The following is a 26,919-nucleotide window of genomic DNA, read 5'->3' on the forward strand; positions in this document are numbered from 1 at the left end:
GTGCGGCTCCGGCCGGGGACGGGCCGGTGACCCCCGCACCGACGGGCCCGGACCCGCGGGGCACACCCACCCTCGGCTCCCTCACCGGCGGCCAGCTGCGAAGACTGGGCGCGGTGGCGGGCCTGTCCCGGGCCGACGTCGAGACCTACGCAGGGGTCCTGACCGACGCACTGGGCACGATGGCCGAGCGGCCGCTGAGTCTGGCACCGCCCACCCGGACCTTCCTGTCCGACGATCACACCCCGGTGGAGTTCTCACTCTCCTTCCGGCCGGACGCGGAACCCTCGATGCGTCTCCTCGTGGAACCGGGCTGCGGCGCAGACAGCCTGGTTCGCAACGGCCGGACGGGGCTCGAGGCGATCCGGGCCATGGCGCGGCGCTGGGACTTCACCACCGACGTCCTCGACGAGCTCCAGGACCTGTTCCTGCCGCCCGTCCCGCGGGGCCCCCTCGCCCTGTGGTGCGCCCTGGAGCTGAGGCCCGGCGGGGTACCCAGGGTCAAGGTCTATCTGAACCCGGCGGCGGGCGGGGAGGAACGTTCCGCCGCGACGGTGCGCGAGGCTCTGCACCGGCTCGGCCACCGGCGGGCCTTCGACGGCCTGCCGCAGGGCGGCGGGTACCCGTTCCTCGCCCTGGACCTCGGGGACTGGGCGGAGCCCCGGGTGAAGGTCTACGTGCGGCACGACAACCTCACGGCCGGGCAGGCCGGGCGCCTGTCCCGGATGGACTCGGGCCCCGGGCCCGCGGCGGTCGAGGGATTCTTCCGCACGGCCGCGGGCCTCGGCCCCGACGCGACGGGGCTCGGCAGGCGGCCCGGCCTGTCCTGCCACTCCTTCACCGACACGGGCACCGTGCGGCCGAGTGGATTCACCCTGCACATCCCGGTCAGGGACTACGTCCGGCACGACGGGGAGGCCCTGGCCCGGGCGTCGAGAGTGCTGCGCCACCACGGCATGGACGCCTCCGTTCTCGACCGCGCCCTGGCCGCCCTCACCGAGCGGCGACCCGAGGACGGGGTGGGTCTGATCGCCTACCTGGCGCTGGCCCACCAGCAGGACCAGCCGCCCCGGGTGACGGCGTACCTCTCCTCGGAGGCGTACGCGGTGCGGCCGCCGGCCGTGGGGACCGTCCGCCGGCCGTTGCCGGTGTCCTGACCGGACCGCCCGCACGCGACGGGGCTCCCGGTGCGATCCACCGGGAGCCGTTGTCATGCATGGGCCGGGCGCCGTCGCGGACCGTGCGGCGGCGCCCGGCGGGGCGCTCACACGGGCAGCGACTCCCGGAACTCGGCCAGGTACGGGCCCACGTCGACCTGGATCGAAGCGCCTTCGGTCCGGCCGTAGCGCTGGACGATGCCGGTGAGGTACCCGCCGATCTCCTCGCGCATCTCCTCGGCCGAGGGCAGTGCGGCGGTGCCGTCGATCAGGCGGGCCACCCACTGTGCCTGGGCCTCCACCAGACGGGTGATGGCGCCCACGGGCCGCACCAGTCCGACGAAGTACATCCCGGGCCGGTCCGCCGGAGCGACCCGCCGGTACAGCTCGACCGAGCCGTCGGCGGCCACCGGACAGCCGGCGGGCAGGAAGGGGAAGGTCATGCGGAAACCGGTGCAGTAGACGACCGCGTCGGCGGTCTCGGAGCTGCCGTCCGCGAACACGACCCGGTCGCCCTCGAAGGAGGCGATCGCGGGCTTGGGGGTCACCGCCCCGTGCCGGATCCGGCTGAGGATCTCGTCCGAGAGGGTCGTCGCGGAGGAGAAGACCGGGTGGTCGGGCTCGGGCAGGCCGTAGTCCGACAGGCGGCCGCGCGCCACCAGCAGGGCCTGCTCCACCCACTGGCGCCGCTGGGCGAAGGACATCTCGTTCCACCACGGCGCCTCGGCGATCTCGTCGACCGACATCCCGAAGAGCTGCTTGGGCACGATGTGCAGCCCCCGGCGCACCGACAGCAGGGTCCGCTCCGCGTGCCGCGAGAGGTCGGCGGCGATGTCCACCGCGGAGGCGCCGAGGCCCACCACGACGACGCGGCGGCCGGCGAAGTCGGCGCCGTCGCGGTAGTCGAGGGAGTGAAGAATCGTTCCGGCGAAGGACTCCGCGCCGACCGGAAGGGGGTCGGGCAGGGCCGGGTCGGTGTGGTGCCCGGAGGCGACGACCACCTGCTCGAACCGGCGTGAGCTCGGTGCGCCGTCCGCGTCCCTGCTGACGACGGTCCACATGCCGTCCGCGTCCCGGCGGACGGACACCACCTCGGTCCGCAGCTCGACGTGGCCGAGCAGATCCGCCCACTCGGCGAAGGAGCGCAGATAGGCGGCGACCTGCCCGTGCCGGGGGTAGAGCGGGTACGAGGACGGCATCGGGAAGTCCGCGTAACCGGTCAGCTGCTTGGCGGTGTTCAGGTGCAGGGACTGATAGCCCGGACCCCGCTCACCGGCCCCCGGCTGACGCCAGATCCCGCCGACGTCGGGTGCCTTCTCCAGACAGACGAAGGAGATGCCGCGCTCCTTCAGGGCATGGCCCACCGCCAGCCCCGACAGGCCTGCACCGATCACACACACACGCACGGGATGTCCCCCCAGGATGTACTCAACCTCCCCCGATCATGCCTTTACTGCCCATCCGTCTCTTCCCGCACACCAGCACGACCGACGAACGGACGTGTCCGTGCTCACGTTTCACGCGCCCCGCTGGTCCCACACCCGGCGGATCTTGCCGAGCGAGCGCTCCAGGGTCTCCGGCTCGACGACCTCCACCTCCACGGTCACGCCGACACCGTCCTTGACGCCCTGGGCGATCGCCCTCGCGGCGGCCTCGCGCTGCTCGGGACCCGCGTCGGGCCGGGCCTCCACGCGCACGGTCATGTGATCCATGCGGCCGCGTTCGGTGAGCCGGATCTGGAAGTGCGGGGCGACGCCGGGCGTGCGCAGCACGATCTCCTCGACCTGGGTGGGGAAGACGTTCACCCCGCGCAGGATGATCATGTCGTCGCAGCGGCCGGTGACCTTCCGCATCCGGCGGAAGGCGGGACGTGCGGTGCCGGGCAGCAGGCGGGTCAGGTCGCGGGTGCGGTAGCGGATCACCGGGAGCGCCTCCTTGGTGAGGGAGGTGAAGACGATCTCGCCCTCCTCGCCCTCGGGCAGCACGGCGTCCGTGAGCGGGTCCACCACCTCGGGGTAGAAGTGGTCCTCCCAGATGTGCAGGCCGTCCTTGGTCTCGACGCACTCCTGCGCCACGCCGGGGCCGATCACCTCGGACAGGCCGTAGATGTCGACGGCGTGGATGTCCATGCGCTCCTCGATCTCGCGCCGCATTTCCTCGGTCCACGGCTCCGCGCCGAAGATGCCGACCTCGAGGGAGCTGGTGCGCGGATCGACGCCCTGGCGCTCGAACTCGTCGAGCAGGGTGAGCATGTAGGACGGGGTGACCATGATGATCTCGGGCCGGAAGTCCTGGATGATCTGCACCTGACGTGCCGTCATGCCGCCGGAGGCGGGGATCACCGTGCAGCCGGCACGTTCGGCGCCGTAGTGCGCGCCGAGGCCGCCCGTGAACAGGCCGTAGCCGTAGGAGATGTGGACCTTGTGGCCGGGGCGGCCGCCCGCGGCGCGGATCGAACGGGCTATGACGTCCGCCCACATGGACAGGTCGTTCTCGGTGTACCCGACGACGGTGGCGCGGCCGGTGGTGCCGCTGGAGGCGTGCACGCGCCGCACGTCGGCCATCGGGACGGCGAACATGCCGAAGGGGTAGGTGTCCCGCAGGTCGGCCTTGGTGGTGAAGGGGAACCTGGACAGGTCGGCCAGGCTGCGGCAGTCGTCGGGGGTCACCCCGGCGGCGTCGAACTTCTTGCGGTACAGCTCGACGTTGTCGTAGGCGTGCCGCAGGGTCGCGCGCAGACGGCCGAGCTGGAGCTCCCGGAGCTGCTCGCGGGACAGGCGCTCGGCGTCGTCCAGCAGGTCGTGGGGGAGGGGCTCGCCCGGTCGGGGCGCCGGGGCCGCCCCGGTCGTCGGCTCGCTGCTCATCGCGACTCCTTCGTCGTCGTGCCGGGCGTCTCGCGCGCCGTGTCCTGCCGCGCCCCGTTGCCGTTGCCGTCGGCGGTGCCTCGCCCGTCGTCCCGCACGCTGCGGCTGCGCCCCCGGAACTCCGCGACCACCTCGTCGCCGCGCCGCACGCTCACGTCGTAGATCCCGCTGCGTCCGTACCGGACCCGCTCCTCGGCGCGGGCCACGAGCACGTCGCCCTCGCGGGCCGGGGCGACGAAGACGATGTCGGCGCCGGCCGCCACGGTCACCGGGCCGTGGCTGTTGCAGGCGCAGGCGAAGGCGGTGTCGGCCAGCAGGAACAGGAATCCGCCGTGGGCGATCCGGTGTCCGTTCACCATCGCCGGGGTCACGGTCATCCGGACCAGGGCGGTCCCCTCCCCGTGCTCCACCAGCTCGATCCCGAGCCCCCGGGAGGCCTCGTCCGCGGAGAACATCGCCTCCGTGGGCGTCTGCTCAGTGGCCTGCGACACCGTATCCACCACCTTGTCTCCCGACCGACCATTCGGTTAGCTCGCGGCAAGGCCAAGTAATCCAGCCACGCGGCGGCGCTGTCAAGAGTGTGACCGGCGGGGTCCGGCCCTTGCCCGGCGCACGGAAACACGTCACACTGATACCGAACGAATGGTCGGTTGGGAAGCTGGTGACGATGACCACGACACACGCCGCCGAGGCGCCGCCCCCGGACGCGCCGGACGGGCTCCAGGAGCACTTCGACGCGACGATCGCGCGCGACCAGCGCATCGAGCCGCGGGACTGGATGCCCGACGGCTACCGAAAGACGCTGGTACGGCAGATCGCCCAGCACGCGCACTCGGAGATCATCGGCATGCAGCCCGAGGGTGAGTGGATCACCCGGGCCCCGTCGCTGCGCCGCAAGGCGATCCTGTTCGCCAAGGTCCAGGACGAGGCCGGGCACGGGCTGTACCTGTACTCGGCGGCCGAGACGCTCGGCGCGGATCGCGACGACCTCACCCAGCGGCTGATCGAGGGGCGCCAGAAGTACTCGTCGATCTTCAACTACCCGACCCTGAGCTTCGCCGACGTCGGAGTGATCGGCTGGTTCGTGGACGGCGCCGCGATCTGCAACCAGGTGCCGCTGTGCCGCAGCTCGTACGGGCCCTACGCGCGCGCGATGGTGCGCATCTGCAAGGAGGAGTCCTTCCACCAGCGGCAGGGCTACGAGCTGCTGATGACGATGATGCGCGGCACCGACGCCCAGCGGGAGATGGTCCAGGACGCGGTGAACCGCTGGTGGTGGCCGTCCCTGATGATGTTCGGCCCGCCCGACGACGCCTCGCCCAACTCGGCGCGCTCCATGGCCTGGAAGATCAAGCGGCACAGCAACGACGAGCTGCGCCGCCGCTTCGTCGACATGACCGTCCCGCAGGCACAGAAGCTCGGCGTCACCCTGCCCGACCCGGAGCTGCGCTGGAACGAGGAGAGCGGTCACCACGACTTCGGCACCCCCGACTGGGACGAGCTGATGCGGGTCATCAAGGGCGACGGGCCCTGCAACGACCGGCGGATGGAGCGGCGGCGCACCGCCCACGAGGAGGGCGCCTGGGTGCGCGAGGCGGCCACCGCCCACGCCGCCAAGCAGGCCGCCCGCGCGGAGAAGGGAGCGGCGGCATGACCCCCGAGAAGGCCCGGCAGACCGACAGGAGGGGCTGGCCGCTGTACGAGGTGTTCGTGCGCGGCAAGCGCGGCCTTAACCACGTCCACGTCGGCTCGCTGCACGCCGCCGACGACGCCATGGCCCTCACCCACGCCCGCGACCTCTACACCCGGCGCAACGAGGGCGTGAGCATCTGGGTGGTGCGCTCCGAGCACATCGCCGCCTCCACCCGCGACGAGAAGGACCCCTTCTTCGCCCCCAGCGCCGACAAGGTCTACCGCCACCCGACCTTCTACGACATCCCCGACGACGTCCCGCACATCTAGGAGCAGGGCATGAGTGACGACCACGTCTACCTCACCCTGGCCGAGGGGCACGAGGACGACACCCGCTGGGCCTACGGCACCGGCTTCGAGGACCCGCTGCACGGCGTCGACACCACCGTCCCCGAGGGCGTCGACGCCGCGGCGCTGGCCGCCGAGTGCCTCGCGCTCGCCGACGACGCCCTGGTCGGCGCCCAGCGGCTCGCCGAGTGGGTCACCCGCGCGCCCGAGCTGGAGGAGGAGGTGGCGCTGGCCAACATCGGCCTCGACCTCCTCGGACAGGCCCGCCTGCTCTACTCGCGCGCAGGCCAGGCCGACGGCACCGGCCGCGGCGAGGACGCCTACGCCTACTTCCGCGACGCCGGCGACTTCCGCAACGTCCGCCTGGCCGAACTCCCGGGCGGCGACTTCGCGTTCGCCGTCGTGCGGCTGCTGGTGCTCTCCAGCTGGCGCCTGGCCCACTTCCGGCGGCTGGAGACACACCCCGACCCGGTGCTCGCGGCGGTCGCCGCCAAGGGCGTCAAGGAGCTGACCTACCACCGGCAGTACGCCGCCGAGTGGTGCGTGCGCCTGGGCGACGGCACCGACGAGTCGCACCGCAGGATGCGCGCCGCACTGGACGAGGTCGCCCCGTACCTGGGTGAGCTGCACACGGCGTACGACGTCCGGGACGAGGTCGCCGACGACCTGCGCCAGGTCACGGAGGCGGCCGGGCTGCCCCTGCCCGTGTACCGGCCGCTGCCCGGCTCGGGCCGGGCCGGCGAGCACACCGAACACCTGGCGCCGCTCCTGACCGAGCTGCAGGGCGTCGCCCGCGCCCACCCGGAGGCGACATGGTGACCCGGGACCCCGCCCTCCTGGACGCCCGCCGCGCCCGGCACGTCGCCGAGCAGGTGGCCGACCCCGAGCTGCCCATGCTGACCCTCGCCGACCTCGGCGTCCTGCGCGACGTCGAGGTGGAAGGGGACGGCACCGTGGTCGCCAGCCTGACCCCCACCTACTCGGGCTGCCCGGCCATGGCCGAGATGCGGGCGGACGTCGCCGCTCGGCTGCGCGCGGCGGGCTACCCGCGCGTGGAGATCCGCACCGTCCTGGACCCGCCCTGGACCAGCGACTGGATCACCGAGTCCGGCCGCGGCAAGCTCGCCGAGCACGGGATCGCCCCGCCCGGCGCCGCGCCCCGCGGCCCGGTCTCCCTGGTGCTGTCGCCCACCCGGCCCGCGGTGCCCTGCCCCCGCTGCGGCTCGGCGGACACCGAGGAGACCTCCCGCTTCGCCGCCACGTCCTGCAAGGCGCTGTGGCGCTGCCGGGCCTGCCGCGAGCCGTTCGAGTACGTCAAGGAGATCTGATGGCCCCGACCGCCCCCGTCCCGGCGGCCCCGGTGCGTACCCGCCGCCGGCCCGCCTTCCACCGTCTGCGCGTCGCGGCCGTCGAGCGGCTGTGCGCGGACGCGGCGGCCGTGAGTTTCGAGATCCCCGACGAGCTGGCCGGGGAGTTCGTCTTCGCGCCCGGTCAGTCACTCACCCTGCGGCGCGAGGTGGACGGCCGGGACGAGCGCCGCTCGTACTCGATCTGCGCACCGGCCGGCTCGGCGCCGCGCATCGGGGTCCGGGTGGTGCCGGGCGGACTGTTCTCGGCGTGGCTGGTCGACGAGGTGCGGCCGGGCGACACCGTCGAGGTGATGGCGCCCACCGGCCTCTTCACGCCCGACCTGACCACCCCCGGCCACCATGTACTGATCGCGGCCGGTTCGGGCATCACGCCGATGGTGTCCATCGCCGAGTCGGTGCTCGCCGCCGACGACCGCTCCACCGTCACCCTCTTCTACGGCAACCGCCGCACCGACACGGTGATGTTCGCCGACCAGCTCGCCGACCTGAAGGACCTCCACCCGACCCGCTTCCACCTCGCCCACGTGCTCTCCCGCGAGCCCCGCGAGGCCGAGGTGCTCTCCGGACGCCTGGACGCGGGACGGCTCTCGGCGCTCATCGGCTCGCTGCTGGACGCGGAGAGCACGGACCACTGGTGGCTGTGCGGACCGCAGGGCATGGTCGCCGACGCCCAACAGGTCCTGACCGGCCTCGGCGTCCCGGCCGACCGCGTCCACCGGGAACTGTTCTACGCAGACGACGAACCCGTACGGGAGGTGCGCCACGAGGAGAGCGGCCCCGAAGGACCCGTCAGCGAGGTCACCATCACCCTGGACGGCCGCTCGACGACCTCCTCGCTCTCCCGGGAGCGGTCGGTGCTCGACGGGGCCCAGCAGACCCGCCCCGACCTGCCCTTCGCCTGCAAGGGCGGGGTCTGCGGAACCTGCCGGGCCCTGGTCACCGACGGCAGTGTCGACATGCGCCGCAACTACGCGCTCGAAACCGCCGAGGTCGACGCCGGTTACGTCCTGACCTGCCAGTCGTACCCGGTCTCGGAGAAGCTGACCGTGGACTACGACAGCTGACAGGACGTCGCCCCTGGTCCGCTCAGGCGGGGTTGTCGCCGTGGGTGAGGGTCTCCCAGGCGACGAAGAGGTTGTTCGTGCCGGAGGGGCGGGTGCGTTCGGTCAGGGCCTGGGTGTTGGTCATGGCGAACCCGAGGCGGTTGTGCAGGGCGTTGTAGCCGACCTCGGTCACGGGGCCCAGGCCGAGGTCCACCTCGCCCCCGCACAACCAGCTCGGGACAGCGGCGCCCTGCTGGTACTTGGCCTGGAAGCCGAGCGCGTGCCGCAGCCGCTCGCCGACGTCGGTGCCGTAGAGGTCCTGCCCCTGGATCCGGCTGGTCTCGGCGACGTGCGAGATGGACGAGATGCCGTACCCGGTGTGGGTGAAGTCCCGGCAGGTCTCCTGGGTGAGGCCGGTGACGAAGGTGGACTGGCCCTGCCAGTACTTGACGATCTTGTCCCGGGTGTCGAGGTGCTGGCTCGGCACGGTCTTCGGCAGGTCTCCGTCGGAGTTCAGGTACACGTACGCGGCCGTGCGGGTGCGGAACCTGGCCATGGCCTTGTCGTAGGAGGCCCGGTCCTCCAGGAAGACGGAGATGCCGACGGCGGCCTCCGTCATCGTCAGCTCCCAGTTGCCGTTGGAGTTGGAGCCGTTGATGATCTCGGGCAGGTAGACGTCGCGGAGCATGGTGGCGAAGCGGCCGGAGTTCGTCCAGGCGCCGCCGTACGTGTACTTGATGATCTCGGCGGCCTTGGGCCAGGACGACCCGGCCCACCCGGTCTGCAGCGGCGCGTTGCTGTTGGTGTGGTCCCGGAGCACGGCCGACCAGGCGTCCATCAGCTCGATGGACTTGCGGGCGTACCTCTCGTCCCGGGTGAAGTACCAGGCCAGCGCGTTGGTGTAGGCCGCGATCGCGTCCTCGCGCTCGTCGGTGCAGCCGTAGTTCGGGTTGGAGTAGGACCCGCACTCCACCACTGCGCGGGGTTTCGGGACGCGGTTCGGGTCGGCGTACCTGCTCGCCGTCATCTGGTCGAAGGCGCCCTTCCAGGGCTGGGCCCCGGCGTCGACCTTGGCGCGGACGAAGTCGAGTTGACCCTGGGAGACGGTGACTCCGGGGTGCGTGAACGCGGCCGGTGCGGCGTCCGCGCGGGGGGTGGCCGAGCCGGGTCCGGTCAGCAGGGCGCCGGTGAGTGCCGCCGTGAGGGTGGCGAGGAGGACGGAGCGGGATCTCCGGTGACGGCGCGGGGGAGCAGAGGACATGTGGGGGGTCCATCCGTTCGAGTATGTGAACGTTGAGTGCTGTTCTGAACGTCCGACTGGGCGGTGACGATAGGTAGAGACCAATGGGGCGTCAAGAGGCCACGCAGGAAAGCACGGAGTTCCGGGCGGGCGGGGCTCGGCGAACACTATGAACGCAACGGCCGAAGGGGTGGCTCCGGATCCGGGGGATTCCTAACATCCCGGCTCGCAGCGCAACTTCGCGCCGGCCCGCAGCAGCACGTACAGGAGCCGCACCTTGACCACACCCCCCGCTCCCGCGCACGACACCCGGCCCACACACCGCAGAAGCCGCCCGGCGGTGGTGGCCGCCGCGCTCGCCGCCGTCTTCCTCGGCACCCTCGGCAACGTCTCCGCCGCCCCCGCCCGGGCGGCCGGACAGCCGTCGGCCGGACAGCCGTCGGCCGCCGACTGCCCGCCCGCCCTCGCCGAGAAGGCCACCTGCTACACCGGCCGGGAGGCCGACGGCGCCTACTACACGATGGCCGTGCCCCACCGCTGGAACGGCTCCCTGGTCGTGCACGCGCACGGCGGCCCCGACCTCGGCGACGCCTCGGACCCCGCCCGCAGCACCGAGGACCTGGAGCGCTGGGCGGTGATGGTCGACCAGGGGTACGCCTGGGCCGGCTCCTCCTACCGGCGCGGCGGCTACGGGGCCCGCATGGCGGCCGCCGACACCGAGAGCGTGCGCCGCCTGTTCACCGACCGGTTCGGCCGGCCGGAACACACCTACCTGCACGGCCAGTCCTGGGGCGGGAACGTCGCCGCGAAGGTCGCCGAGACCTACGGCCGGCAACCCGGCGCCTACGACGGGGTGCTGCTGACCAACGGCGTGCTCGGCGGCGGTTCGCGCGGCTACGACTACCGCGTGGACCTGCGGGTGGTCTACCAGTACTACTGCCACAACCACCCGCGCCCCACCGAGCCGCAGTACCCCCTGTGGCAGGGGCTGCGCCCCGGCTCCACCATGACCACCGCGGGCCTGCGCGCCCGGCTCCAGGAGTGCACGGGCTACGCCTCGGACCCGGCGGACCGCACCGCGGCGCAGCAGCGCAACCTCGACGACATCCTCGCCGTCACCGGCATCCCCGAGCGCACCCTGGAGTCCCATCTCCGGTTCGCCACCTTCACGTTCCGGGACATCGTGAGCAACCGGCTGGACGGGCGGAACCCCTGGAGCAACCGCGGAGTGCGCTACTCGGGCTCGCACGACGACAAGGCGCTCAACGCGGGCGTCGAGCGCTTCTCGGCCGACCCCGCCGCACGCCGCGACCTGTCCTGGGACAGCGACCTCACCGGCCAGGTCTCCCTCCCCGTTCTCACCCTGCACGCCATCGACGACCCGACCGCGTTCGTGGAGCACGAGGCGGCCTACCGTGCCACGCTCCGGGGCGCCGGCCGGGACCGGAACCTCGTCCAGACCTTCACGCGGGAACACGAGCACAGCTCGCTGAGCGACTCCGAGTACGCGGGCTCCCTGGCCGCACTGGACTCCTGGGTGCGCACCGGCCGCAGGCCGAGCCCGCGCTCGATCGCCGACTCCTGCGCCGTCTTCGACGCGAGGTACGGCGAGGGCTGCTTCTACGACCCCGGCTTCCACCCGTCGCCGTACGCCTCCCGGGTGCGGCCCCGGCCGGGCTCTCTCGCCTGGCCCGCCATGACGGCCGCGCAGGAGCGGGCGTGGAGCAGGATCGAGGGCGTGGGGATCGCGCCGTAGGCCGTGGGACCGCGCCGCTGACCTAGCGGTCCTCCGCCTCCGTCAGCACCGCCCGGATCACGTGCCGGGCGTTGCCCGCCATCGCGGGGTTGGTCTTCCGGTAGTACGGCAGGGCGATCAGGGCCTGGGACAGGGTGCGGCCCCGGCCGCGCCGCCAGGCCGCGTCGTCGACGCCGAGTGCCTCGCGGAAGACCTCCCGCGCGCCGGCCGGCAGCACATTCCACGCCGGGAAGAGGTCGCAGGCCGGATCGCCCACCCCCATGCACCCGAAGTCGATCACCGCGGACAGCCTGCCGCCGTCCACCAGCAGGTTGCCCGGCATCAGGTCCGCGTGCAGCCAACCGGGCGGCCCCTCCCAGACCGGTGCGCGCAGCGCGTCCTGCCACACGGCGGCCAGCGTGTCGCAGTCGACGTCCTCTTCGGGGAGGGACCGCAGTTCGTCGAGCGCGGCCCGCGTCGGCGCGTCTAGCGTGGCCAGCGGCCCACCGCGGTACGCCTTCGGCGCGTCGGGCAGGGAGAGGCCGCGCATCGCCGCCACGAAGGCGGCCAGATCCTCCGCCAGCCGCACGGGCTCGGTCAGCGCTCCGGCCTCCGGGTTCTCCCCGGGCAGCCACCGGTAGACCGACCAGGGCCACGGGTACCCGTCGCCCGGCACCCCTTCCCCGAGCACCTCGGGCACCGCGGTCGGCAGCAGCGGCGACAGCCGCGGCAGCCACGCCCGCTCCGTCGTCACGTCCGTGACGCCGCCCTCGGTCAGCGGCAGCCGTACGACCATGTCCTCGCCCAGCCGGTACATCGCGTTGACCGTACCGCCGGAGGGGAAGCGTTCGACGGGCAGGCCCGACCACCGCGGGAACTGCCCCTCGACCAGGCGCCGTACCAGACGGTCGTCGACGCGGCACCGGTCCGGATGCCTCTGCCCTGAACTCATGGCCCTCATCCGATCCTTCGACGCGGACGGCCGTCAAACGCTTTCCCGGCCGAGGGCCAGTGCCCCCGCCGCCGCCGTCCCCGCCGCCAACGTCAGCGTGCCCGGCAGGGACCACGCGGCGAGGGGGCCGGCGACGGCCACGCCCAGGGCGAACGCGGTGATCTTGAGGCTTGCCCCGGTGGTGAAGACCTGGCCCCGCAGGTGCTCCGGGGCCTCCCGGTGGCGTACCGCGAACAGCGCGGTGAGCTGGGGGCCCTCACCGATGCCGAGGACGAGCACGGCGACCACCAGCGCCACCGGCCGGCCCGTCGCCGCCAGCGTCAGCGCGACCGCCTGGACCAGGGCGCCCGCCCGGACGACCGTGTCGGGGGCGACGGCGAGCGGGCGCCGTGCGAGGACGGCGTTGGCCGCCAGGGCGGACACCGCCGCGCCGGAGAACAGCAGGACGCCGCGCCCGGCCGCACCGAGCCACTGTGCGCCGAGGAGCGGGACGCAGGCCGCCAGCATGCCCTGGGCGGCGCAGGAGGTCACCGAGGTGAAGGTCGCCCGGGCCAGGAGCGGGCGCCGCAGGACGACCCGGAACCCGGCGGCGAGGGCGCCCGCCACCGTCCCCGGCCGGGTGTCCCGGTCGGGGACGGTGCGCGCGGGCAGCCGCCACGCGGCGGGCAAGGCCGCCGTGATCAGTGCCGCGGCAAGTGCGAGGGCCGTGGAGGCTCCCAGCAGCACGGCCGCACCCCCGGTCAGGGCCGGACCCGCCAGGCTCGCCATGCCGAAGGTCATCGCGTCCAGCGCGTTGGCCCGGGGCAGCCGCGCGTGTGCCGCCACGCGGGGGAGCTGGGCGGTCCAGCCGCCCGACAGGGCCGGGCCCAGCAGCCCCGTGAGCACCGCGAGCGGGAGGGTGCAGGCCATGGGGAGTCGGCCGAGCCCGGCGAGGATCACCAGCAGCCCCGTCGCGTACAGCGCGAGCGCGCCCGCCAGCAGGCGACCCGGTCGCCCCGCCCGGTCCAGGAGCGCCCCGAGCAGTGGTCCGCCGACCGCGGCGGAGACCGTGATGCCCGCGAGCAGCGTCGACGCGTCGGTCGTCGAACCGGTGACGGCGAGGCCCGCCAGCAGCAGCGCCGGTCCGGACATCTCCTCCCCGGCGCGCGCCGCCGTCGCCGCGGTCAAGTAGAGGCGTAGTGAGTAACCCTTCGGCACCGGGGAGACGTTACGGAGGTAACTCAAAACTCGGCAATATGCGTTACATTCGGCCGGTGTCCACGCCTCGCGACGCCCACGCCCCCGACGACGACTGGTCCACGAGGCACTCCGTGCTGTCCACGGCGCGGCGCACCGCCGCTCTCGTCAACGTGCTCGTCGCGGGCCCTGCCGACGCCGGCGCAGGCCCGGCCCCCGGCGCGGTCGCCGAGGTGCTGCGCGCCTACGGCGAGAAGGAGCCCATCGACCTCACCGCGCGCGACGTGGAGGGGATGCGCGGAGCCGCCGCCCTGCTGCGGGACGTCTTCGCGGCGGAGTCCGCCGACGCCGCCGCGCACGTACTGAACCGCCTCCTCGGCGCACATACGGGACGCCTGCGCCTGACGTCCCACGGGGGCGGAACTCCCTGGCACCCGCACGTCGACCGCGCCGACGACGCGCCGTGGCCCGAATGGTTCCTGGCCTCGTCCTGTCTGGCGCTGACGGTCCTGGTCTGGGACCGTCAGCGCCCGCCCGGCAGGGTCTGCGTCTCCGCACGCTGCCGGAACGTCTTCATCGCCCGGGGCAGCGGTCCGGAGCGCCGCTACTGCTCACGTCGCTGCGCGACCCGGGAGCGGGTCGCGGCGCACCGGCGCCGGGCCGAGGGGTGATCAGACGCCGAACTCCGAGGGCGGGATGTTCAGCGCGGTGCACGCCTCGCGGATCGCGTACTGCTCGGACGGCTCGAAGGATCCGTCGGCCCCGGCGACCACCATGCCGGTCTGCACGACCGCACGGGCCTCCGCGGGCTTCTTGGCGGCCTTGGCGATCACCTGGAGGGCCTCGGCCTTCCCCTGCTCGAAGTTGGCGAGCAGCCGGTCCACGTGCTGGTTGAACCGCTGGCGGAGCTGGTCCGCCGGGAAGTTCTGCAGCACCTCGTTGGAGACGATCAGCTCCTCCACGCGCTGCCGCTCGGCCGGCTCCACCCGGCCGTCGGCGGCGGCGACCAGTGCGCACAGGGCCATGGTGGCGTCCCGGTAGGCGCCGCTCTTGAGCTCGTTCTTGGCCGAGGCGAGCTGGGACTTGAACATCCCGACCAGCTGGGCCTTGGAACCGCCGGAGGACGAGCCCGGCCTGCCGCCCGTCGAGGGGCCGTGCGATCCCTGCCCGGATCCGCTCGCTCCCCGAGTGCCCTGGGACTGCTGGAAGGTCTTGGCCTGGTCCTTGATCTTGTCCCACATCGCCACTCGTGCCACCTCGGCTTCTGTCGCTGTGTATCGGTCTGTCCTCGGCCGCTGTTTCCCGCGGTCACCACGATGAACGCGTCCGGGAACCACAGGGTTCCCCAAAGGCAAAGAAAAGGCAAAGCACCTGGTGGTGTCGTAGTACGCTGCGCCACCAGGGAGTTGTCGGTCGGTCGACGGGGTCGGGGGCGCACGTGTGGTCGCGGGAGGTCGGCTGGTTCGTCGCGATCGGCGTCGCGTCGACCGGGGGCCAGGCGCTGCTCTACTGGGGACTGCGCCCGTGGTCGCCGCCGGCGGTCGCCAACCTGGTCTCGCTCCTCGTCCTGACGGTGCTGAACACCGAGGCGAACCGGCGGCTGACGTTCCGCCACGCCGCCACGAAGCCGGCCCGCGCCCACCTCGGAGCGGGCGGCCTCTTCCTGCTCGGCTACCTGGTCACCTCCGGCGCCGTGCTGTGGTTCACGCACCGGCGGCCCGACGCCTCGCCCGCCGCCGAGACCGCGGTCCTCGCCGCCACGTCCGTCGCCGTCACGGTCGTACGCTTCGTCGTCCTGCGACTCGCCGTCTTCCGCGTCGCGCGTCAGGTGCCGACGAGGCCGCGCGAGGCCTCCCCGCGTCGTCGGGCGAGCCGCTGAACTGCTGGGTCGCTCTCGGGTTCCCCAGTCACTGAAAAGTGCGTTCTTCCATGTCGGCGGTCACTCTCCTACGGTTCCCGGGTAACCACAAGAGAGCACACGAGCAAGGAGACCGACGTCATGGCCATCACCCTGGTGAACCCCGGCGGGCTGCCCGAGATCGACGTCTACCGACAGGTGTCGATCGCGTCCGGATCGAAGCTGGTCTTCGTCGCCGGGCAGGTCGCCTGGGACGCCGACGGCGTCACGGTCGGCGAAGGAGACCTGGCCGCGCAGGCCGAGCAGTGCTACCTCAACGTCGCCACCGCCCTGGCGGCGGCCGGTGCCTCCTTCGCGGACGTCGCCAAGCTGAACGTCCACGTCGTCGACTGGACGCCCGACAAGATGCCCCTGCTGCTGGCGGGCATCGAACGGGCGGCCGCCCGGCTGGGGATGACCCCGGCCGCGCCGGCCACCCTGCTGGGCGTCGCGGCACTGGACGTGCCCGAGCACCTGATCGAGGTCGAGGCCACGGCCGTCGTCGACTGACCCCTTCCCGGTTCCGCCCGGCCGGACACGACCTCCCGGCCCCCCTAGCCGTGCACGACCCGGTCGAGGAGGCTCTGCAGGTACAGGCCGCGTCCGGCGTCGACCGGCGTCGGCGTACGCGTGCGGACGGCCGTGGCGAAGTCGCGGCGCAGCACGGGCCAGCACTCCTCGTGGTCGAGGCCGGCCGTGTCGTAGACCAGGGGCTCGCCTGCGCCGAAGAGTTCGACGCGGGTCAGCGCGCGGGGGACGGCCACGGAACCGGACAGCGAGGCCTGGCTCACGGCACCGTTCTCGTGCTCGCAGGTCAGCTCCACCCAGCGGCGCGGGTCGCCGGTGGCGCGGACGGCGGCGACCGGGCCGATCGCGGCGTCCAGCAGGTCGAGCAGATGGGGACCCAGGTCGAGCAGGGCGCCGTGCTCCAGACGCCAGCCGGTGGCGAACTCCCTCTCCAGGAAAGCACCGTGGAGGTAGCAGGAGCGCGCCCCGACCACGTCGAAGGAGCGGGCGGCCTCGAGGAAGGCCCGGGTGGCCGGGTGATAGCGCTTGGTCAGTACGAGCTGGGAGACCACCCCTGCCTCGGCGACCGCGTCGGCCACCCGGCGGGCCGCGGCCAGATCGGGGCCGAGCGGCTTCTCCAGCAACAGGTCCTTGCCCCGTTTCGCCGCCAGCGGCGCCAGCTCGGCCTGGACGGCGGGCGGCACGGCGAACGCCACGGCCTCGCAGTGGTCCAGCAACTCCTCGAATCCGGAGGCGACATGCGCGGCGTAGGGCGCGGCGGTCTCGCGGGCGGCCTCGGCACGGCGGGCCCAGACCGCGGTGAGCCGGGTCTCCGGCCCGGCGCCGAGCACCCGGGCGTGCATGGCGCGAGCCCAGGGGCCGGCGCCCACGAGCCCGACCTCGACGGGCCGCTCGGTCCAGGGAGCGGGGGCAGGGGCAGCGGTCACGGCGTTCCTGTCTTCGAAGGCCTCCCGGCGAACCGCCGGGGACGACGGGCGGCGGTCATGAGGCGAGGCGTTCCAGCCGGGCGTCGGCACCGGCGGGGGAGTAGAGGTGTTCGACGACCATGGCGGCGGCCCCGACGAGACCCGCGTGGTCGCCGAGCCGCGAGGTGACGACCTGGAGGTTGGCGGTCGCCCGGGGCATCGCCCGCTGGTAGACCAACTCCCGTACACCGGTGAGGAAGGGCACCCCCGCCAGCTCTCCGGCGATCATGAGGACCCCGGGGTTGAGCAGGGTCACGACGGTCACCAGGACCTCGCCCACCCGCCGTCCCGCCTCGCGGGCCAGCCGGACCGCGTCCGGATGCCCCTCGTTGAGCAGCCGCCTGACATCCCGTCCGGACGCGGTGTCCTGGCCGAGGGCGGCCAGTTCCCCGGCGATGGCCCGGCCACTGGCCACGGCCGCGAGACAGCCGTGGGAGCCGCACATGCACAGCGCGTCGGACCGGTCGTGCAGGCGGATGTGCCCGATGTCGCCCGCCCCGCCGTCGATGCCCCGGTACAGGCGGTCCCCGATCACGACTCCGGCGCCGATGCCGGTGGACACCTTCAGAAGCACGAAGGAGGCGCAGTCGCGGTGGTTGGCCTGGTACTCGGCCAGTGCCATGAGGTTGGCGTCGTTGTCCACGAGGACCGGCACGGCCCCGGTGGGTGCCGGGTCCAGGTCCAGGCGGGCCGCGTACGCCTCCTGCAGCCGCTCCCGGATGGGGTAGCGGTCCCAGCCGGGCATGATGGGCGGCTCGATCACCCGCCCGGACTCCCAGTCGACCGGACCGGGCACGGACAGGCCGACGCCCGCCACGTGGGACGCCGGGACACCCGCCGCGGCGATCAGGTCCGGGAACCAGTCGGCCAGCCCCTCCAGGACGCGGTCGGGGCCCGCGCCGACGTCCATCGGACCGGTGTGCTCGGCCAGGATGTTGCCGGCCAGGTCGAGCACCGCGGCGCGGGCGTGCCGGGTCTCCAGGTCGAAGGCGATGACCGAGGCGTGGCCGGGGTCGAAGACGATCCGGTGGGAGGGGCGTCCGCCGGTGGAGGTGCCCGTGCTGTGGCGCAGCCACCCCGCACGGTTGAGCAGGTCCAGGCGCTGCCCGACGGTGGAGCGGGACAGGCCGGTCGCCTGCTGGAGGTCCGCCCGCGTGTTGGCACGGCCGCTGCGGATCAGGTGCAGCAGTTCACCGGCGCTGGCCTGACTTGACGTCATCATGGAGTCCCCCACGACTCAACTCTTGTCGGCGCCACTGGTCAGCCCCTCGGTGAGCAGGCGTTCCGCGGCGAAGAACAGAAGTACCACGGGGATCGTGAGCACCACGGAACCGGCCATGAGGACGGTCTTGGGCACCTCGATGCCGTTGGACAGCTGGGCCAGGCCCAGGGAGACGGTCCACTGGCCGGGGTCGGCGGCCAGGAACAGCAGGGCGAAGAGGAACTCGTTCCAGGCGATCATGAAGACGTACAGGCCCGTCGCCATCAGGGAGGGCAGGGCCAGCGGCAGGATCACCTTGCGCACGGTCTGCAGGCGGGAGCAACCGTCCAGCGCGGCCGCCTCCTCGATGGAGGCGGGGATGGTGACGAGGTAGTTCTTCAGCATGTAGATCGACACGGGCACGGTCTGCGCGACGTACACGATGGCGAGACCGACCAGGCTGGAGGAGAGACCGATCTTGGCGAAGATCACGAAGAGCGGCACGGCCAGCAGTGTCGCCGGGAACATGTAGACGGCCAGGAAGAGGGCGCTGACCTGGCGGTGACCGAAGAACTTCAGCCGGCTCACCGCGTAGGCGCCGGGCACGGCGGCCACGAGGGTCAGCACCACCGTGCCGAGCGAGACCAGCGCGGAGTTGCGCAGGAACTTCAGGAAGCCCTGGCCGCCGTCGTCGGTGGAGCGCAGCACGTCCCGGTAGGTGGAGAGGGTGAAGTCCTTGGCCGAGATCCACAGCGAGCCGGGGTCGAGCAGGAGCGCGTCGATGGGCTTCAGTGACAGCAGCACCATGTAGTAGAACGGCAGGAGGGTGATCACGGCGAGGAACGCGATGACGATCCAGCGCGCGACGCCGAAGAACCTCTCCTCGAACCGGGCCCGGGTCAGGGCCGTCTTGCCGGTCACGCTTCCTCCTGGACCTTGTTGCCGAAGAACTTGAAGTAGAAGCCCAGCAGGATCATCAGCGAGAGGGCCAGGACGAGCGCCTGCGCGGCCGCCGCTCCCACGTCGTAGCGGGCGGTGAGGAAGTCGTACACGCGCACGGCGGCCACGTCGGTGCCGGCGCCGCCGCCGGTGAGCAGGTAGACGTCGTCGAACTTGTTGAACGTCATGATGAAGCGCAGCACGCACAGCAGTGCGATCACCGGCATCAACTGGGGCAGCAGCACGTGCCGGAACCGCTGGGTTGGCGTGGCGCCGTCGACCAGCGCGGCCTCCTCCAGCGTGTCGGGCACCGCCTGCAACCGCGCCAGGATGAACAGGAAGGCGAAGGGGAAGTACCGCCAGCACTCGAAGACGATGACCGTCAGCAGCGCCAGCGGGATGTCGAAGTGCAGGCCCAGCAGGTCGACCTCGTACTCCCGGGTGGACAGGAAGGCGATCGGGTCGTCCCAGCCGAACAGCCGCCGGCCCCAGTCGTTGACCACGCCGTACTGCGGGCTGAGCGCGACCTCCCAGACGAAGGCCACGGCGACGACCGGTGCGACGTACGGCAGCAGCATCGCCGCGCGCAGCAGCCCGCGCCCCTTGAACGGCTTGCGCAGGGCGAGTGCGGCGACCAGGCCGAGGAGCACGGAGCCGAGGGTGGCGCCCGTCGTGTACAGCAGGGTGGTGCCGAGGCTGGACCAGAAGCCGGCCGAGTCGAAGACCTGCGAGAAGTTGTCCAGGGACCAGTTGCCGAACAGGCCCATGCCCTGGATGTCGACGAGCCTGGCCTTCTGGAAGGCCAGCAGCACGGTCCACGCGATGGGCAGCACGACCACCACGAGGACGACGAGGAAGGTGGGGGAGACGAACGCGAGTCCCGCGCGGTTGGCGCGTCGGCTCGCGGTGAGCGGGCGCCGGACCGGGGAGGGGGACCGGTCCCCGGACGGGTCCGTGGACCGGCGGCTGGTGTCCCGGCGCTGCGGCGCGCCGGCTGGGGCTGTGGGCATGAGAGACCTTCGTGATGTGCAGGCTGCGGGCGGCTACTGCAGGGACTTCTTGAGTGCGGCGACCTCTTCGCCGGCGTCGCGCGCCGCCTCGGACGGCGAGTTCTGACCGCTGGTCATGGCGCCGACGGCCTTGGGCACGGGCAGTTCGCCGTTGGTGGCGCCGACGAGGGCTCCCTCGCCCTGCGTGATGCCCCAGCGGCGCATGTTGCTGACACCGTTGGCGAGTTGGTCGAGGAGGGTCTCGGGGAAGACCTCGTCCAGGGGCTTGCGGGTGTCGACCCCGATCTCGCTGTGCCGCCAGGCGTCCAGGTAGCGCTCGGGCTCGGCGGCCGTTCCCCTGCGGACCGGGATCTTGCCCTCGGGCGCCATGCCGAACCAGGACTCGTAGCCGGTGCCCATCATGTACTGGATGAACTCGCGGGACGCCGCCGTCTCGGCCGTCTTGGTCGTCACCCACGAGGTGATCTCGCCGAACTGGGCCGCCTCCTTGGCGTCGGGGCCCTTCATGGCGGTGACGATGCCGCTGTTGTCCGACAGGTAGCCCGGGTCCTTCGCGCACTGGGGGCAGCTGGGCAGGGCGTCCTTGCGCAGTCCGGCGAGTTCGTCGAGCAGGAACGAGGACCAGATGACCATGGAGGACCGGCCCGCGAAGTAGGTGGCGCGGGTGGAGTCCACGGTCTGGGTGCCCGGGGCGCCGTAGGCGCGGGCCAGCTGGTCGTAGGTGCGGAAGGCCTCCTGGCAGCGCGGGGAGTCGAGGGCGACCTCGTGCCGGTCGTCCACCAGTTGGCAGTCGTTGGCCAGGGCGAGACTCTCGAAGCTCTGGGAGGTGAAGGCGTCGCTGGGGTCGGTGGCCGCCGAGATGCCGTCGTGGCCGTTGGTGGTGAGCGCCTTGGCGGCGGCCAGCGCCTTCGCGTACGTGTCCGGAGCGGGCAGGCCCTTCTGCGCGAGCTGGTCCTTGCGGTAGACCAGCAGCTGGAGCCAGGCGTCGGAGGGCACGCCGAGACTGGTGCCGCCGTCGGACGTCAGCTCCAGCGCGTTGGCGTTGAAGGTGTCACGTCCGAGCCCGTCGACGATCCGCTTCGGGATGTCGGTGTTCAGCAGGCCGTTGCTGTACATCTGCCAGACCTGGCCCATGGGGGCGGCGCCGATGACGTCGGGCAGCGTGCCCGACGCCGCCGCCGACATGATGAGCTGCGGCATCTGCTTCTCGTCGACCCCGACGAGCTTCACCTTGACGCCGGTCTTCTTCTCGAACCCGTCGATGACCTTCTGCGTCGCGGCGACGCGGTCGGGCAGGTTCTCCTGCGACCAGACCGTGATCTCACGGTCCGGCCTGCCGGGCCCGGCGCTGCTCGCGCAGCCCGAGAGCAACCCGATTCCCAAGGCTGCCGTGACGCCGACCGCGGTCGTCCTCGACCGCAGGGTCCTGATGCGCATGGAGTGTCCTCGTTCCCACTTACGTCTACTCGCCACGCATCACAGCATCACTTTTGCTTGTTGACAAGACATAAGTTGCGGATATTGTCGACGCAACCGCATCAGCAACCCTTCCGGAGCCGTCCGTGTCATCCGTGCCGCCCGTGCCGCCCGCGCCGTCCGTACCCTCGGTGTCGCCCGTGTCGTCCGTGTCGTCCGTGTCGTCCGTGTCGTCCGCGTCGTCCGTGGAGCGCGTCGTCCAGTTCACCGGGCCCCGCCAGGTGGAGGTGGCCGAGCACACCCGGGCCGAACTTCCCCCCGGCCACCTGCGGGTCCGCACCCGCTACTCGGGCATCTCGGCCGGCACCGAGCTGACCGCCTACCGCGGCACCAACCCGTACCTGACCCGGACCTGGGACCCCGAAGCGCGGCTCTTCCGTGACGGGGCGCCCGGCATCGAGTACCCGGTGGTCGGCTGGGGCTACTCCGAGGTCGGCGAGGTCGTCGAGGTCTCCCCGGAACTGGCCGGCACCCCGGGCCTGCCGGTCCCCGGCGACCTGGTGTGGGGCATCTGGGGCCACCGCAGCGAGGGCATCGTCCCCGCCGAGCGCATGGTCGGACACACCCTGCCGACCGGTCTGGAACCGCTGGCCGGTGCCTTCGCCCGGGTCGGTGCCATCGCGTACAACGCGGTCCTGGCCGGCGACATCCACCTCGGCGAGGACGTCGCCGTGTTCGGGCAGGGCGTCATCGGCCTGCTCACCACCCGCCTCGCCCGCCTCAGCGGCGCCCGCGTCACCGCCGTGGACGCCCTCGACGGCCGCCTGGAAACGGCGAAGCTGTACGGCGCCCAGCACACCCTCAACGCCCGCACCGACACCGTCGCCGAACGCGTCCGCGAGGCCACCGGCGGCCTCGGCGCCGACCTCGCCATCGAGATCAGCGGCGCCTACCCGGCACTGCACGAGGCGCTGCGCTCGGTCGCGGCCGGGGGCCGCGTGGTGGCCTCCGGCTTCTACCAGGGCGACGGCATCGGCCTGCGCCTCGGCGACGAGTTCCACCACAACCGCGTCCAGCTGATCTGCTCCCAGATCGGCGGCGTCCCGCCCCAGCTGTCCCACCGCTGGAGCGTCGAACGCCTCCAGCGGACCTTCCTGCGGCTGGTCGCCGAGGGCCAGGTCGACGTCGACTCCCTGGTGAGCCACGTCGTCCCCGTCGCCGACGCCGCCGACGCCTACGTACTGCTGGACGAGCGGCCCGCCGAGGCACTGCAGGTCGTCCTGGAATTCTGAGAGCCCCGAAAGGCAGAGGCACCCCCATGCTCAAGACCGCCGTCCAGGAACAACTCCTGCCCCAAGGCACCCTCCAGGCCAAGTGGGACTTCGCCCAGCACGCCGGATACGACGCGATCGAACTGCGCGGCAAGGGCGACTTCCACTTCGCCTCCCGGCGCGAGGAACTGCGGCAGGCCCGCAAGGACGGCGTCGTCATGCCGACCGTCTGCGTCGACATGCCGCACTTCCTCGGCGCCTTCGACGACGATCTGCGCCGCGACGCCGTCGCCCAGATGAAGTCCCAGCTCACCGTGATCGCCGAGATCGGCGGCGTGGGCGCCCAGACCCCCGCCTCGTACGGCATGTTCTCCAGGCGCCTGCCGCCCTTCGAGCCGCCGCGCACCGAGGAGGAGGACCGCGAGGTGCTCCTCGCCGGGCTCACCGAACTCGGCGAGCACGCCCGCCGGGAGGGCGTCACGCTCTTCCTGGAGCCGCTCAACCGCTACGAGGACCACATGGTCAACCGGCTCGACCAGGCCGCCGACCTGATCCGCGCCGTCGGCCTCGACTCGGTCCGGATCGGCATCGACAGCTACCACATGAACATCGAGGAGACCGACCCCGCCGCCGCGATCGTCGCCCACGCCGACGTCATCGGCCACGCCCAGGTCTCCGACTCCAACCGCTTCCAGCCCGGCGCCGGACACCTCGACTGGCCCGCCTGGCTCGGCGCCCTGCACACCGTCGGCTACGACGGCCACCTCGCCCTCGAATCCCGGCTGACCGGCGACCCCGTCCAGGCCGTGCGCTCCGTCCCCGCCTTCCTCAAGAGGTCGGGCGCGTGAACTCCCCCCTGGACCTCCTGGACCGGCCCGCGCCCACCGCGCCCGCGGACCTGACCCTGCGGCGCGGTGCGGCGCGGGTCCTGCTCGACAACTGGACCGGCGCCTCCACCGTCCCCTCCCGCACCCTCTACCCGCACCAGTGGAGCTGGGACTCCGCCTTCGTCGCCATCGGACTGCGCCACCTCTCGGTACGCCGCGCCCAGCGGGAACTGGAGTCCCTGCTGACCGCCCAGTGGGCCGACGGACGCGTGCCCCACATCGTCTTCAATCCCGCCCTGCCGCACGACGCCTACTTCCCGAGTCCCGATTTCTGGCAGTCCTCCACGGCGGGCCGGACGGCCGGCGCCCCCTCGTCCGTCGAGACCTCCGGCATCGTCCAACCGCCCGTGCACGCCCTGGCCGCCTGGCTCGTCCACCGGGCCGACCCGGCCGAGTCCCGGCGCCGCGGCTTCCTCACCCGCGTCCAGCCGCGGCTCGCCGCCTGGCACGACTACCTCCTGGACCGCCGCGACCTCGGCGGGGGCGGCCTCGCGGCCGTCGTCCACCCGTGGGAACCCGGCATGGACAACAGTCCCAGCTGGGACCGGGCCCTGAAGCGGGTCGAACCCAGCCCGACCGACACCTTCCGGCGTGCCGACCTGGACCACGGCCACCCCGCCGACCGGCCCACCGACCTCGACTACGGCCGCTACGTACGGCTGGCCACCGAGTACCGGGAAGCGGGCTACGACGACCGGGCCGTACGGCACCGGTTCGCCGTGGAGGACCCGGCCTTCAACGCCCTGCTGATCGTGAGCGAACTGGCCCTGGCCGCCATGGCAGGCGAGCTGGGCCTGCCCGGGCAGCGGCACACCGAGCGGGCCGCCGGGCTGACCCGGGCGCTGGTGGACCGGCTCTGGGACGAGCGGGCCGGCCTGTTCCGCGTGCGCGACCTGGACACCGGCGCACCGGTCGACGAGCGGACCGTCAGCGGTCTGATCCCGCTCCTGGTCCCGCAGTTGCCCGAGGACATCGTCCGGCGCCTGCGCACCACGCTCACCGGACCGCGCTTCAGCGCCCCGGCCACGCACCTGGTCCCGAGCTACGACCTGACCGGCCACGCCTTCGACCCCACCCGGTACTGGCGCGGACCGGCCTGGTTCAACACCGCCTGGCTGATCGAGCGGGGACTGCGCGCCCACGGCTTCCAGCAGGACGCCGAGCGCCTGCGCACCGGCTTCCTCGCGGAGGCGGGACGCTCCGGGTTCGCCGAGTACGTCGACCCCGCCACCGGCGCGGCCCGCGGCACCCGGCACTTCTCCTGGACCGCGGCCCTCGCCCTCGACCTGCTGAGCACCGACCCGAAGGAGGCCGGACCATGACCGCGGCCGAGCCCCGCGTCCAACTGGTGCGCGACGCCACCTTCGTCCGCCTCCACCCCGACGGGGAGATCAGCGGCACCCGCGGATCGGCACCCGACGGGCTGTTCTTCCAGGACGCCCGGCACCTCAGCCGCTGGCACCTCACCGTGGACGGCACCGCCCCCACCGCGCTGGTGCCCGCCACGGCGGACACCGACGCCACGGCCGCGGGTGTGCTGACCCCCGAGGGCACCCGGGACAACCCGCCCGCGTACACCGTCTTCCGACGGCACGGTGTCACCGCCGGCACGTTCACCGAACACCTGAGCCTGGTCGGCAACCGTCCCGACGCCCTGACGGCCCGCCTCGACCTCACCGTCGACGCGGACTTCGCCGACCTCTTCGAACTCCGCGCCGACGACCGCCACTACGCCAAGCCCGGCGCGGAGTACGAGAGCCGCGCCACCGCCGACGGAGTGCTCTTCAGTTACCGCAGAGCCGACTGGCACGCCCGGACGGAGATCACCTGCGATCCCGCCCCGGACGAGGTGGCCCCCGCACCGGCCCGGCCGGGCGACACCGCCCGGACCCTCACCTGGCACCTGCCCCTCGACGCGCACGGACGCGCCGACCTGCACCTGACCGTCCGCGCCCACCCGCACGGACGGCCCCGGCCCGCCACCCCCGCACCCGCCGCTTCCGCTTCCGCTTCCGCCGCCGCCTCCGCTTCCGCCGCACGGCATCCGCACCGGCCCGACGTCGCGACGGACGACCTGACGCGCACCTGCGAACGCGGCCTCGCCGACATCGACCTGCTGACCATCCCGGTCCCCGGCGTCGACGGCGAGGACGTGCGCGTCCCGGCCGCCGGCATCCCGTGGTTCCTCACCCTGTTCGGCCGCGACTCGCTGCTGACCGCCTACTTCCTGCTGCCGTACCGGCCCGCGACGGCCGCCGCCGTCCTCAGCGCGCTCGCCGCCACCCAGGGCCGGCGGCACGACCCGTTCAGCGGCGAGCAGCCCGGACGCATCGTCCACGAGACCCGGCACGGCGAACTCGCCCACTTCCGGCAGGTCCCCTACGGCCGGTACTACGGCGCCGTCGACGCCACCCCGCTCTTCCTCGTCCTGCTCCACGCCCACCACGAGGCGACCGGCGACCGGGCCCTGGCCACACGCCTGGAACGGCACGCCCGCCGAGCCGTGGACTGGATGCTCACCGACGGCGGCCTGGAGAAGCACGGATACCTCGTGTACGAGCCCGACCCGGGCGGACTGGTCAACCAGAACTGGAAGGACTCCGCCGGGGCCGTCTGCTTCAGCGACGGAACCCAGGCCGAGGGGCCCGTCGCCGTCTGCGAGGCGCAGGGGTACGCCTACGACGCACTCCTGCGCACCGCCGAACTCGCCGCCGGCGTCTGGCGGGACGAGGCCTACGCCCGCCGGCTCCGCGAGAGCGCCGCCCGGCTGCGGAACCGTTTCACGGCGGACTTCTGGATGCCGGACGCGGACTTCCCCGCCCTGGCGCTGGACGGCGACGGCCGCCAGGTCGACGCGCTGGCCTCGGACGCCGGGCACCTCCTGTGGTCCGGGATCCTCGACCCGGAGCGCGCCCGCCGGGTGGGCCGGCGACTGCTGGAGCCGGACTTCTTCTCCGGCTGGGCGATCCGGACCCTCGCCGCCGGGCAGCGGCCGTACCACCCGCTGTCGTACCACCGGGGCAGTGCCTGGCCGCACGACAACGCGGTCGTCGTCCTCGGCCTGGCCCGGCAGGGCCTCACCGCGGAGGTGCGCACCGTCGCCGAGGGACTCGTCGCGGCGGCGGTCCATCACGGCCACCGGCTCCCCGAGGTCCTCGCGGGATACGACCGCTCGGCGACCGCCGCGCCCGTTCCCTACCCGCATTCCTGCTCGCCGCAGGCCTGGGCGGCCGCCACCCCGCTGGCCCTGCGGACGGCGCTGGGGAGGGAACCCCTCGGCCCCTGACCCCG

At 72.8% G+C, this 26,919-nt stretch carries 26 protein-coding genes; 14 read left to right on the plus strand and 12 right to left on the minus strand.

From position 1 onward, the window contains the following. The first annotated feature begins 26 nt into the window (after window positions 1–26). Complete coding sequence (locus C4J65_RS33270; RefSeq protein ID WP_115745777.1) at window positions 27–1,154, plus strand: tryptophan dimethylallyltransferase family protein; 1,128 nt, start codon at window positions 27–29, stop codon at window positions 1,152–1,154. 107 nt (window positions 1,155–1,261) lie between these two features. On the opposite strand, the gene C4J65_RS33275 is transcribed toward C4J65_RS33270, so the two are convergent. From C4J65_RS33275 to paaI, 3 genes are all read right to left on the minus strand, one after another. After that, the gene (locus tag C4J65_RS33275; RefSeq protein ID WP_115745778.1) at window positions 1,262–2,560 is read right to left on the minus strand and encodes an NAD(P)-binding domain-containing protein; all 1,299 of its coding nucleotides are present in this window, start codon (window positions 2,558–2,560) and stop codon (window positions 1,262–1,264) included. A gap of 111 nt (window positions 2,561–2,671) precedes the next feature. Then, on the minus strand, window positions 2,672–4,018 hold the full coding sequence (gene paaK, locus C4J65_RS33280; protein WP_115745779.1) for a phenylacetate--CoA ligase PaaK: 1,347 nt from the start codon (window positions 4,016–4,018) through the stop codon (window positions 2,672–2,674). Further along, window positions 4,015–4,473: a hydroxyphenylacetyl-CoA thioesterase PaaI gene (paaI, locus tag C4J65_RS33285; RefSeq protein WP_240330663.1), complete on the minus strand. Its 459-nt coding sequence runs from the start codon at window positions 4,471–4,473 to the stop codon at window positions 4,015–4,017. Before paaI ends, paaK begins: the two co-directional genes overlap by 4 nt. A 212-nt stretch (window positions 4,474–4,685) precedes the next feature. Between paaI and paaA the strand changes: the two genes are divergently transcribed. Genes paaA through paaE form a run of 5 tightly spaced genes read left to right on the plus strand, consistent with a single transcriptional unit; the run spans window position 4,686 to window position 8,432 of the window. Beyond that, a complete protein-coding gene (gene paaA, locus C4J65_RS33290; protein WP_115746763.1) occupies window positions 4,686–5,672 on the plus strand; it encodes a 1,2-phenylacetyl-CoA epoxidase subunit PaaA in 987 nt (328 codons plus the stop codon). After that, entirely contained in the window at window positions 5,669–5,980 is a 312-nt protein-coding gene (gene paaB, locus C4J65_RS33295) for a 1,2-phenylacetyl-CoA epoxidase subunit PaaB (RefSeq protein ID WP_115745781.1), read from the plus strand. The genes paaA and paaB overlap by 4 nt, the downstream gene beginning before the upstream one ends. Window positions 5,981–5,989: 9 nt before the next feature. Continuing rightward, on the plus strand, window positions 5,990–6,817 hold the full coding sequence (gene paaC / locus C4J65_RS33300; protein WP_115745782.1) for a 1,2-phenylacetyl-CoA epoxidase subunit PaaC: 828 nt from the start codon (window positions 5,990–5,992) through the stop codon (window positions 6,815–6,817). After that, window positions 6,811–7,326 carry a 1,2-phenylacetyl-CoA epoxidase subunit PaaD gene (paaD, locus tag C4J65_RS33305; RefSeq protein ID WP_162833471.1) on the plus strand — a complete coding sequence of 172 codons (516 nt, stop codon included), beginning with the start codon at window positions 6,811–6,813 and terminating at the stop codon, window positions 7,324–7,326. Before paaC ends, paaD begins: the two co-directional genes overlap by 7 nt. After that, the gene (gene paaE / locus C4J65_RS33310) at window positions 7,326–8,432 is read left to right on the plus strand and encodes a 1,2-phenylacetyl-CoA epoxidase subunit PaaE (protein ID WP_115745783.1); all 1,107 of its coding nucleotides are present in this window, start codon (window positions 7,326–7,328) and stop codon (window positions 8,430–8,432) included. Before paaD ends, paaE begins: the two co-directional genes overlap by 1 nt. Window positions 8,433–8,454: 22 nt before the next feature. Here the strand turns inward: paaE and C4J65_RS33315 are convergent, their stop codons facing one another. Then, window positions 8,455–9,672 carry an alginate lyase family protein gene (locus tag C4J65_RS33315; protein WP_115745784.1) on the minus strand — a complete coding sequence of 406 codons (1,218 nt, stop codon included), beginning with the start codon at window positions 9,670–9,672 and terminating at the stop codon, window positions 8,455–8,457. A gap of 256 nt (window positions 9,673–9,928) precedes the next feature. On the opposite strand from C4J65_RS33315, the gene C4J65_RS33325 reads away from it, so the two are divergent. Then, complete coding sequence (locus tag C4J65_RS33325) at window positions 9,929–11,407, plus strand: DUF6351 family protein (protein ID WP_115745785.1); 1,479 nt, start codon at window positions 9,929–9,931, stop codon at window positions 11,405–11,407. A gap of 22 nt (window positions 11,408–11,429) precedes the next feature. On the opposite strand, the gene C4J65_RS33330 is transcribed toward C4J65_RS33325, so the two are convergent. After that, window positions 11,430–12,338 carry an aminoglycoside phosphotransferase family protein gene (locus C4J65_RS33330; RefSeq protein ID WP_115745786.1) on the minus strand — a complete coding sequence of 303 codons (909 nt, stop codon included), beginning with the start codon at window positions 12,336–12,338 and terminating at the stop codon, window positions 11,430–11,432. Between the two features lie 33 nt (window positions 12,339–12,371). Next, complete coding sequence (locus C4J65_RS33335; protein WP_115745787.1) at window positions 12,372–13,535, minus strand: MFS transporter; 1,164 nt, start codon at window positions 13,533–13,535, stop codon at window positions 12,372–12,374. A gap of 38 nt (window positions 13,536–13,573) precedes the next feature. On the opposite strand from C4J65_RS33335, the gene C4J65_RS33340 reads away from it, so the two are divergent. Then, complete coding sequence (locus C4J65_RS33340; protein ID WP_115745788.1) at window positions 13,574–14,185, plus strand: CGNR zinc finger domain-containing protein; 612 nt, start codon at window positions 13,574–13,576, stop codon at window positions 14,183–14,185. Here the strand turns inward: C4J65_RS33340 and C4J65_RS33345 are convergent, their stop codons facing one another. After that, entirely contained in the window at window positions 14,186–14,761 is a 576-nt protein-coding gene (locus C4J65_RS33345) for a TerB family tellurite resistance protein (RefSeq protein WP_115745789.1), read from the minus strand. 191 nt (window positions 14,762–14,952) lie between these two features. Here C4J65_RS33345 and C4J65_RS33350 point away from each other — a divergent pair, with 191 nt between their 5' ends. Continuing rightward, window positions 14,953–15,393, plus strand: a complete 441-nt coding sequence (locus tag C4J65_RS33350) for a GtrA family protein (RefSeq protein WP_115745790.1) — start codon at window positions 14,953–14,955, stop codon at window positions 15,391–15,393. A gap of 120 nt (window positions 15,394–15,513) precedes the next feature. Beyond that, window positions 15,514–15,921 carry a RidA family protein gene (locus C4J65_RS33355; protein ID WP_115745791.1) on the plus strand — a complete coding sequence of 136 codons (408 nt, stop codon included), beginning with the start codon at window positions 15,514–15,516 and terminating at the stop codon, window positions 15,919–15,921. Between the two features lie 44 nt (window positions 15,922–15,965). On the opposite strand, the gene C4J65_RS33360 is transcribed toward C4J65_RS33355, so the two are convergent. From C4J65_RS33360 to C4J65_RS33380, 5 genes are read right to left on the minus strand one after another with little or no spacing between them, the layout of a single operon-like run. Then, window positions 15,966–16,865, minus strand: coding sequence for a Gfo/Idh/MocA family oxidoreductase (locus tag C4J65_RS33360; RefSeq protein WP_115745792.1), 900 nt, complete (start codon window positions 16,863–16,865; stop codon window positions 15,966–15,968). Between the two features lie 55 nt (window positions 16,866–16,920). Then, on the minus strand, window positions 16,921–18,123 hold the full coding sequence (locus tag C4J65_RS33365) for an ROK family protein (protein WP_205351180.1): 1,203 nt from the start codon (window positions 18,121–18,123) through the stop codon (window positions 16,921–16,923). 18 nt (window positions 18,124–18,141) lie between these two features. Continuing rightward, on the minus strand, window positions 18,142–19,026 hold the full coding sequence (locus C4J65_RS33370; protein ID WP_115745794.1) for a carbohydrate ABC transporter permease: 885 nt from the start codon (window positions 19,024–19,026) through the stop codon (window positions 18,142–18,144). Continuing rightward, entirely contained in the window at window positions 19,023–20,054 is a 1,032-nt protein-coding gene (locus tag C4J65_RS33375) for a sugar ABC transporter permease (protein WP_115745795.1), read from the minus strand. The genes C4J65_RS33370 and C4J65_RS33375 overlap by 4 nt, the downstream gene beginning before the upstream one ends. A gap of 33 nt (window positions 20,055–20,087) precedes the next feature. Further along, on the minus strand, window positions 20,088–21,491 hold the full coding sequence (locus tag C4J65_RS33380; RefSeq protein WP_115745796.1) for an extracellular solute-binding protein: 1,404 nt from the start codon (window positions 21,489–21,491) through the stop codon (window positions 20,088–20,090). Window positions 21,492–21,715: 224 nt separating this feature from the next. Between C4J65_RS33380 and C4J65_RS33385 the strand changes: the two genes are divergently transcribed. Genes C4J65_RS33385 through C4J65_RS33400 form a run of 4 tightly spaced genes read left to right on the plus strand, consistent with a single transcriptional unit; the run spans window position 21,716 to window position 26,914 of the window. Beyond that, window positions 21,716–22,762, plus strand: coding sequence for a zinc-binding alcohol dehydrogenase (locus tag C4J65_RS33385; protein ID WP_162833658.1), 1,047 nt, complete (start codon window positions 21,716–21,718; stop codon window positions 22,760–22,762). 26 nt (window positions 22,763–22,788) lie between these two features. Further along, a complete protein-coding gene (locus tag C4J65_RS33390; protein ID WP_115745798.1) occupies window positions 22,789–23,589 on the plus strand; it encodes a sugar phosphate isomerase/epimerase family protein in 801 nt (266 codons plus the stop codon). Then, window positions 23,586–24,950 carry a hypothetical protein gene (locus tag C4J65_RS33395; protein ID WP_115745799.1) on the plus strand — a complete coding sequence of 455 codons (1,365 nt, stop codon included), beginning with the start codon at window positions 23,586–23,588 and terminating at the stop codon, window positions 24,948–24,950. The genes C4J65_RS33390 and C4J65_RS33395 overlap by 4 nt, the downstream gene beginning before the upstream one ends. Beyond that, the gene (locus C4J65_RS33400; protein ID WP_115745800.1) at window positions 24,947–26,914 is read left to right on the plus strand and encodes a glycogen debranching N-terminal domain-containing protein; all 1,968 of its coding nucleotides are present in this window, start codon (window positions 24,947–24,949) and stop codon (window positions 26,912–26,914) included. The genes C4J65_RS33395 and C4J65_RS33400 overlap by 4 nt, the downstream gene beginning before the upstream one ends. Window positions 26,915–26,919 lie beyond the last annotated feature (5 nt).

Origin of the sequence: Streptomyces sp. CB09001 (assembly GCF_003369795.1) — a bacterium.
In the GTDB taxonomy this organism is placed as follows: Bacteria; Actinomycetota; Actinomycetes; order Streptomycetales; family Streptomycetaceae; genus Streptomyces.

Coding starts and splice junctions, on each gene's coding strand:
- paaK (WP_115745779.1), bottom strand. CDS start 4,018: ATGAGCAGCGAGCCGACGACCGGGGCGGCCCCGGCGCCCCGACCGGGC.
- paaI (WP_240330663.1), bottom strand. CDS start 4,473: ATGTTCTCCGCGGACGAGGCCTCCCGGGGGCTCGGGATCGAGCTGGTG.
- paaA (WP_115746763.1), top strand. CDS start 4,686: ATGACCACGACACACGCCGCCGAGGCGCCGCCCCCGGACGCGCCGGAC.
- paaB (WP_115745781.1), top strand. CDS start 5,669: ATGACCCCCGAGAAGGCCCGGCAGACCGACAGGAGGGGCTGGCCGCTG.
- paaC (WP_115745782.1), top strand. CDS start 5,990: ATGAGTGACGACCACGTCTACCTCACCCTGGCCGAGGGGCACGAGGAC.
- paaD (WP_162833471.1), top strand. CDS start 6,811: ATGGTGACCCGGGACCCCGCCCTCCTGGACGCCCGCCGCGCCCGGCAC.
- paaE (WP_115745783.1), top strand. CDS start 7,326: ATGGCCCCGACCGCCCCCGTCCCGGCGGCCCCGGTGCGTACCCGCCGC.
- C4J65_RS33315 (WP_115745784.1), bottom strand. CDS start 9,672: ATGTCCTCTGCTCCCCCGCGCCGTCACCGGAGATCCCGCTCCGTCCTC.
- C4J65_RS33330 (WP_115745786.1), bottom strand. CDS start 12,338: ATGAGTTCAGGGCAGAGGCATCCGGACCGGTGCCGCGTCGACGACCGT.
- C4J65_RS33340 (WP_115745788.1), top strand. CDS start 13,574: ATGCGTTACATTCGGCCGGTGTCCACGCCTCGCGACGCCCACGCCCCC.
- C4J65_RS33355 (WP_115745791.1), top strand. CDS start 15,514: ATGGCCATCACCCTGGTGAACCCCGGCGGGCTGCCCGAGATCGACGTC.
- C4J65_RS33365 (WP_205351180.1), bottom strand. CDS start 18,123: ATGACGTCAAGTCAGGCCAGCGCCGGTGAACTGCTGCACCTGATCCGC.
- C4J65_RS33375 (WP_115745795.1), bottom strand. CDS start 20,054: ATGCCCACAGCCCCAGCCGGCGCGCCGCAGCGCCGGGACACCAGCCGC.
- C4J65_RS33380 (WP_115745796.1), bottom strand. CDS start 21,491: ATGCGCATCAGGACCCTGCGGTCGAGGACGACCGCGGTCGGCGTCACG.
- C4J65_RS33390 (WP_115745798.1), top strand. CDS start 22,789: ATGCTCAAGACCGCCGTCCAGGAACAACTCCTGCCCCAAGGCACCCTC.
- C4J65_RS33400 (WP_115745800.1), top strand. CDS start 24,947: ATGACCGCGGCCGAGCCCCGCGTCCAACTGGTGCGCGACGCCACCTTC.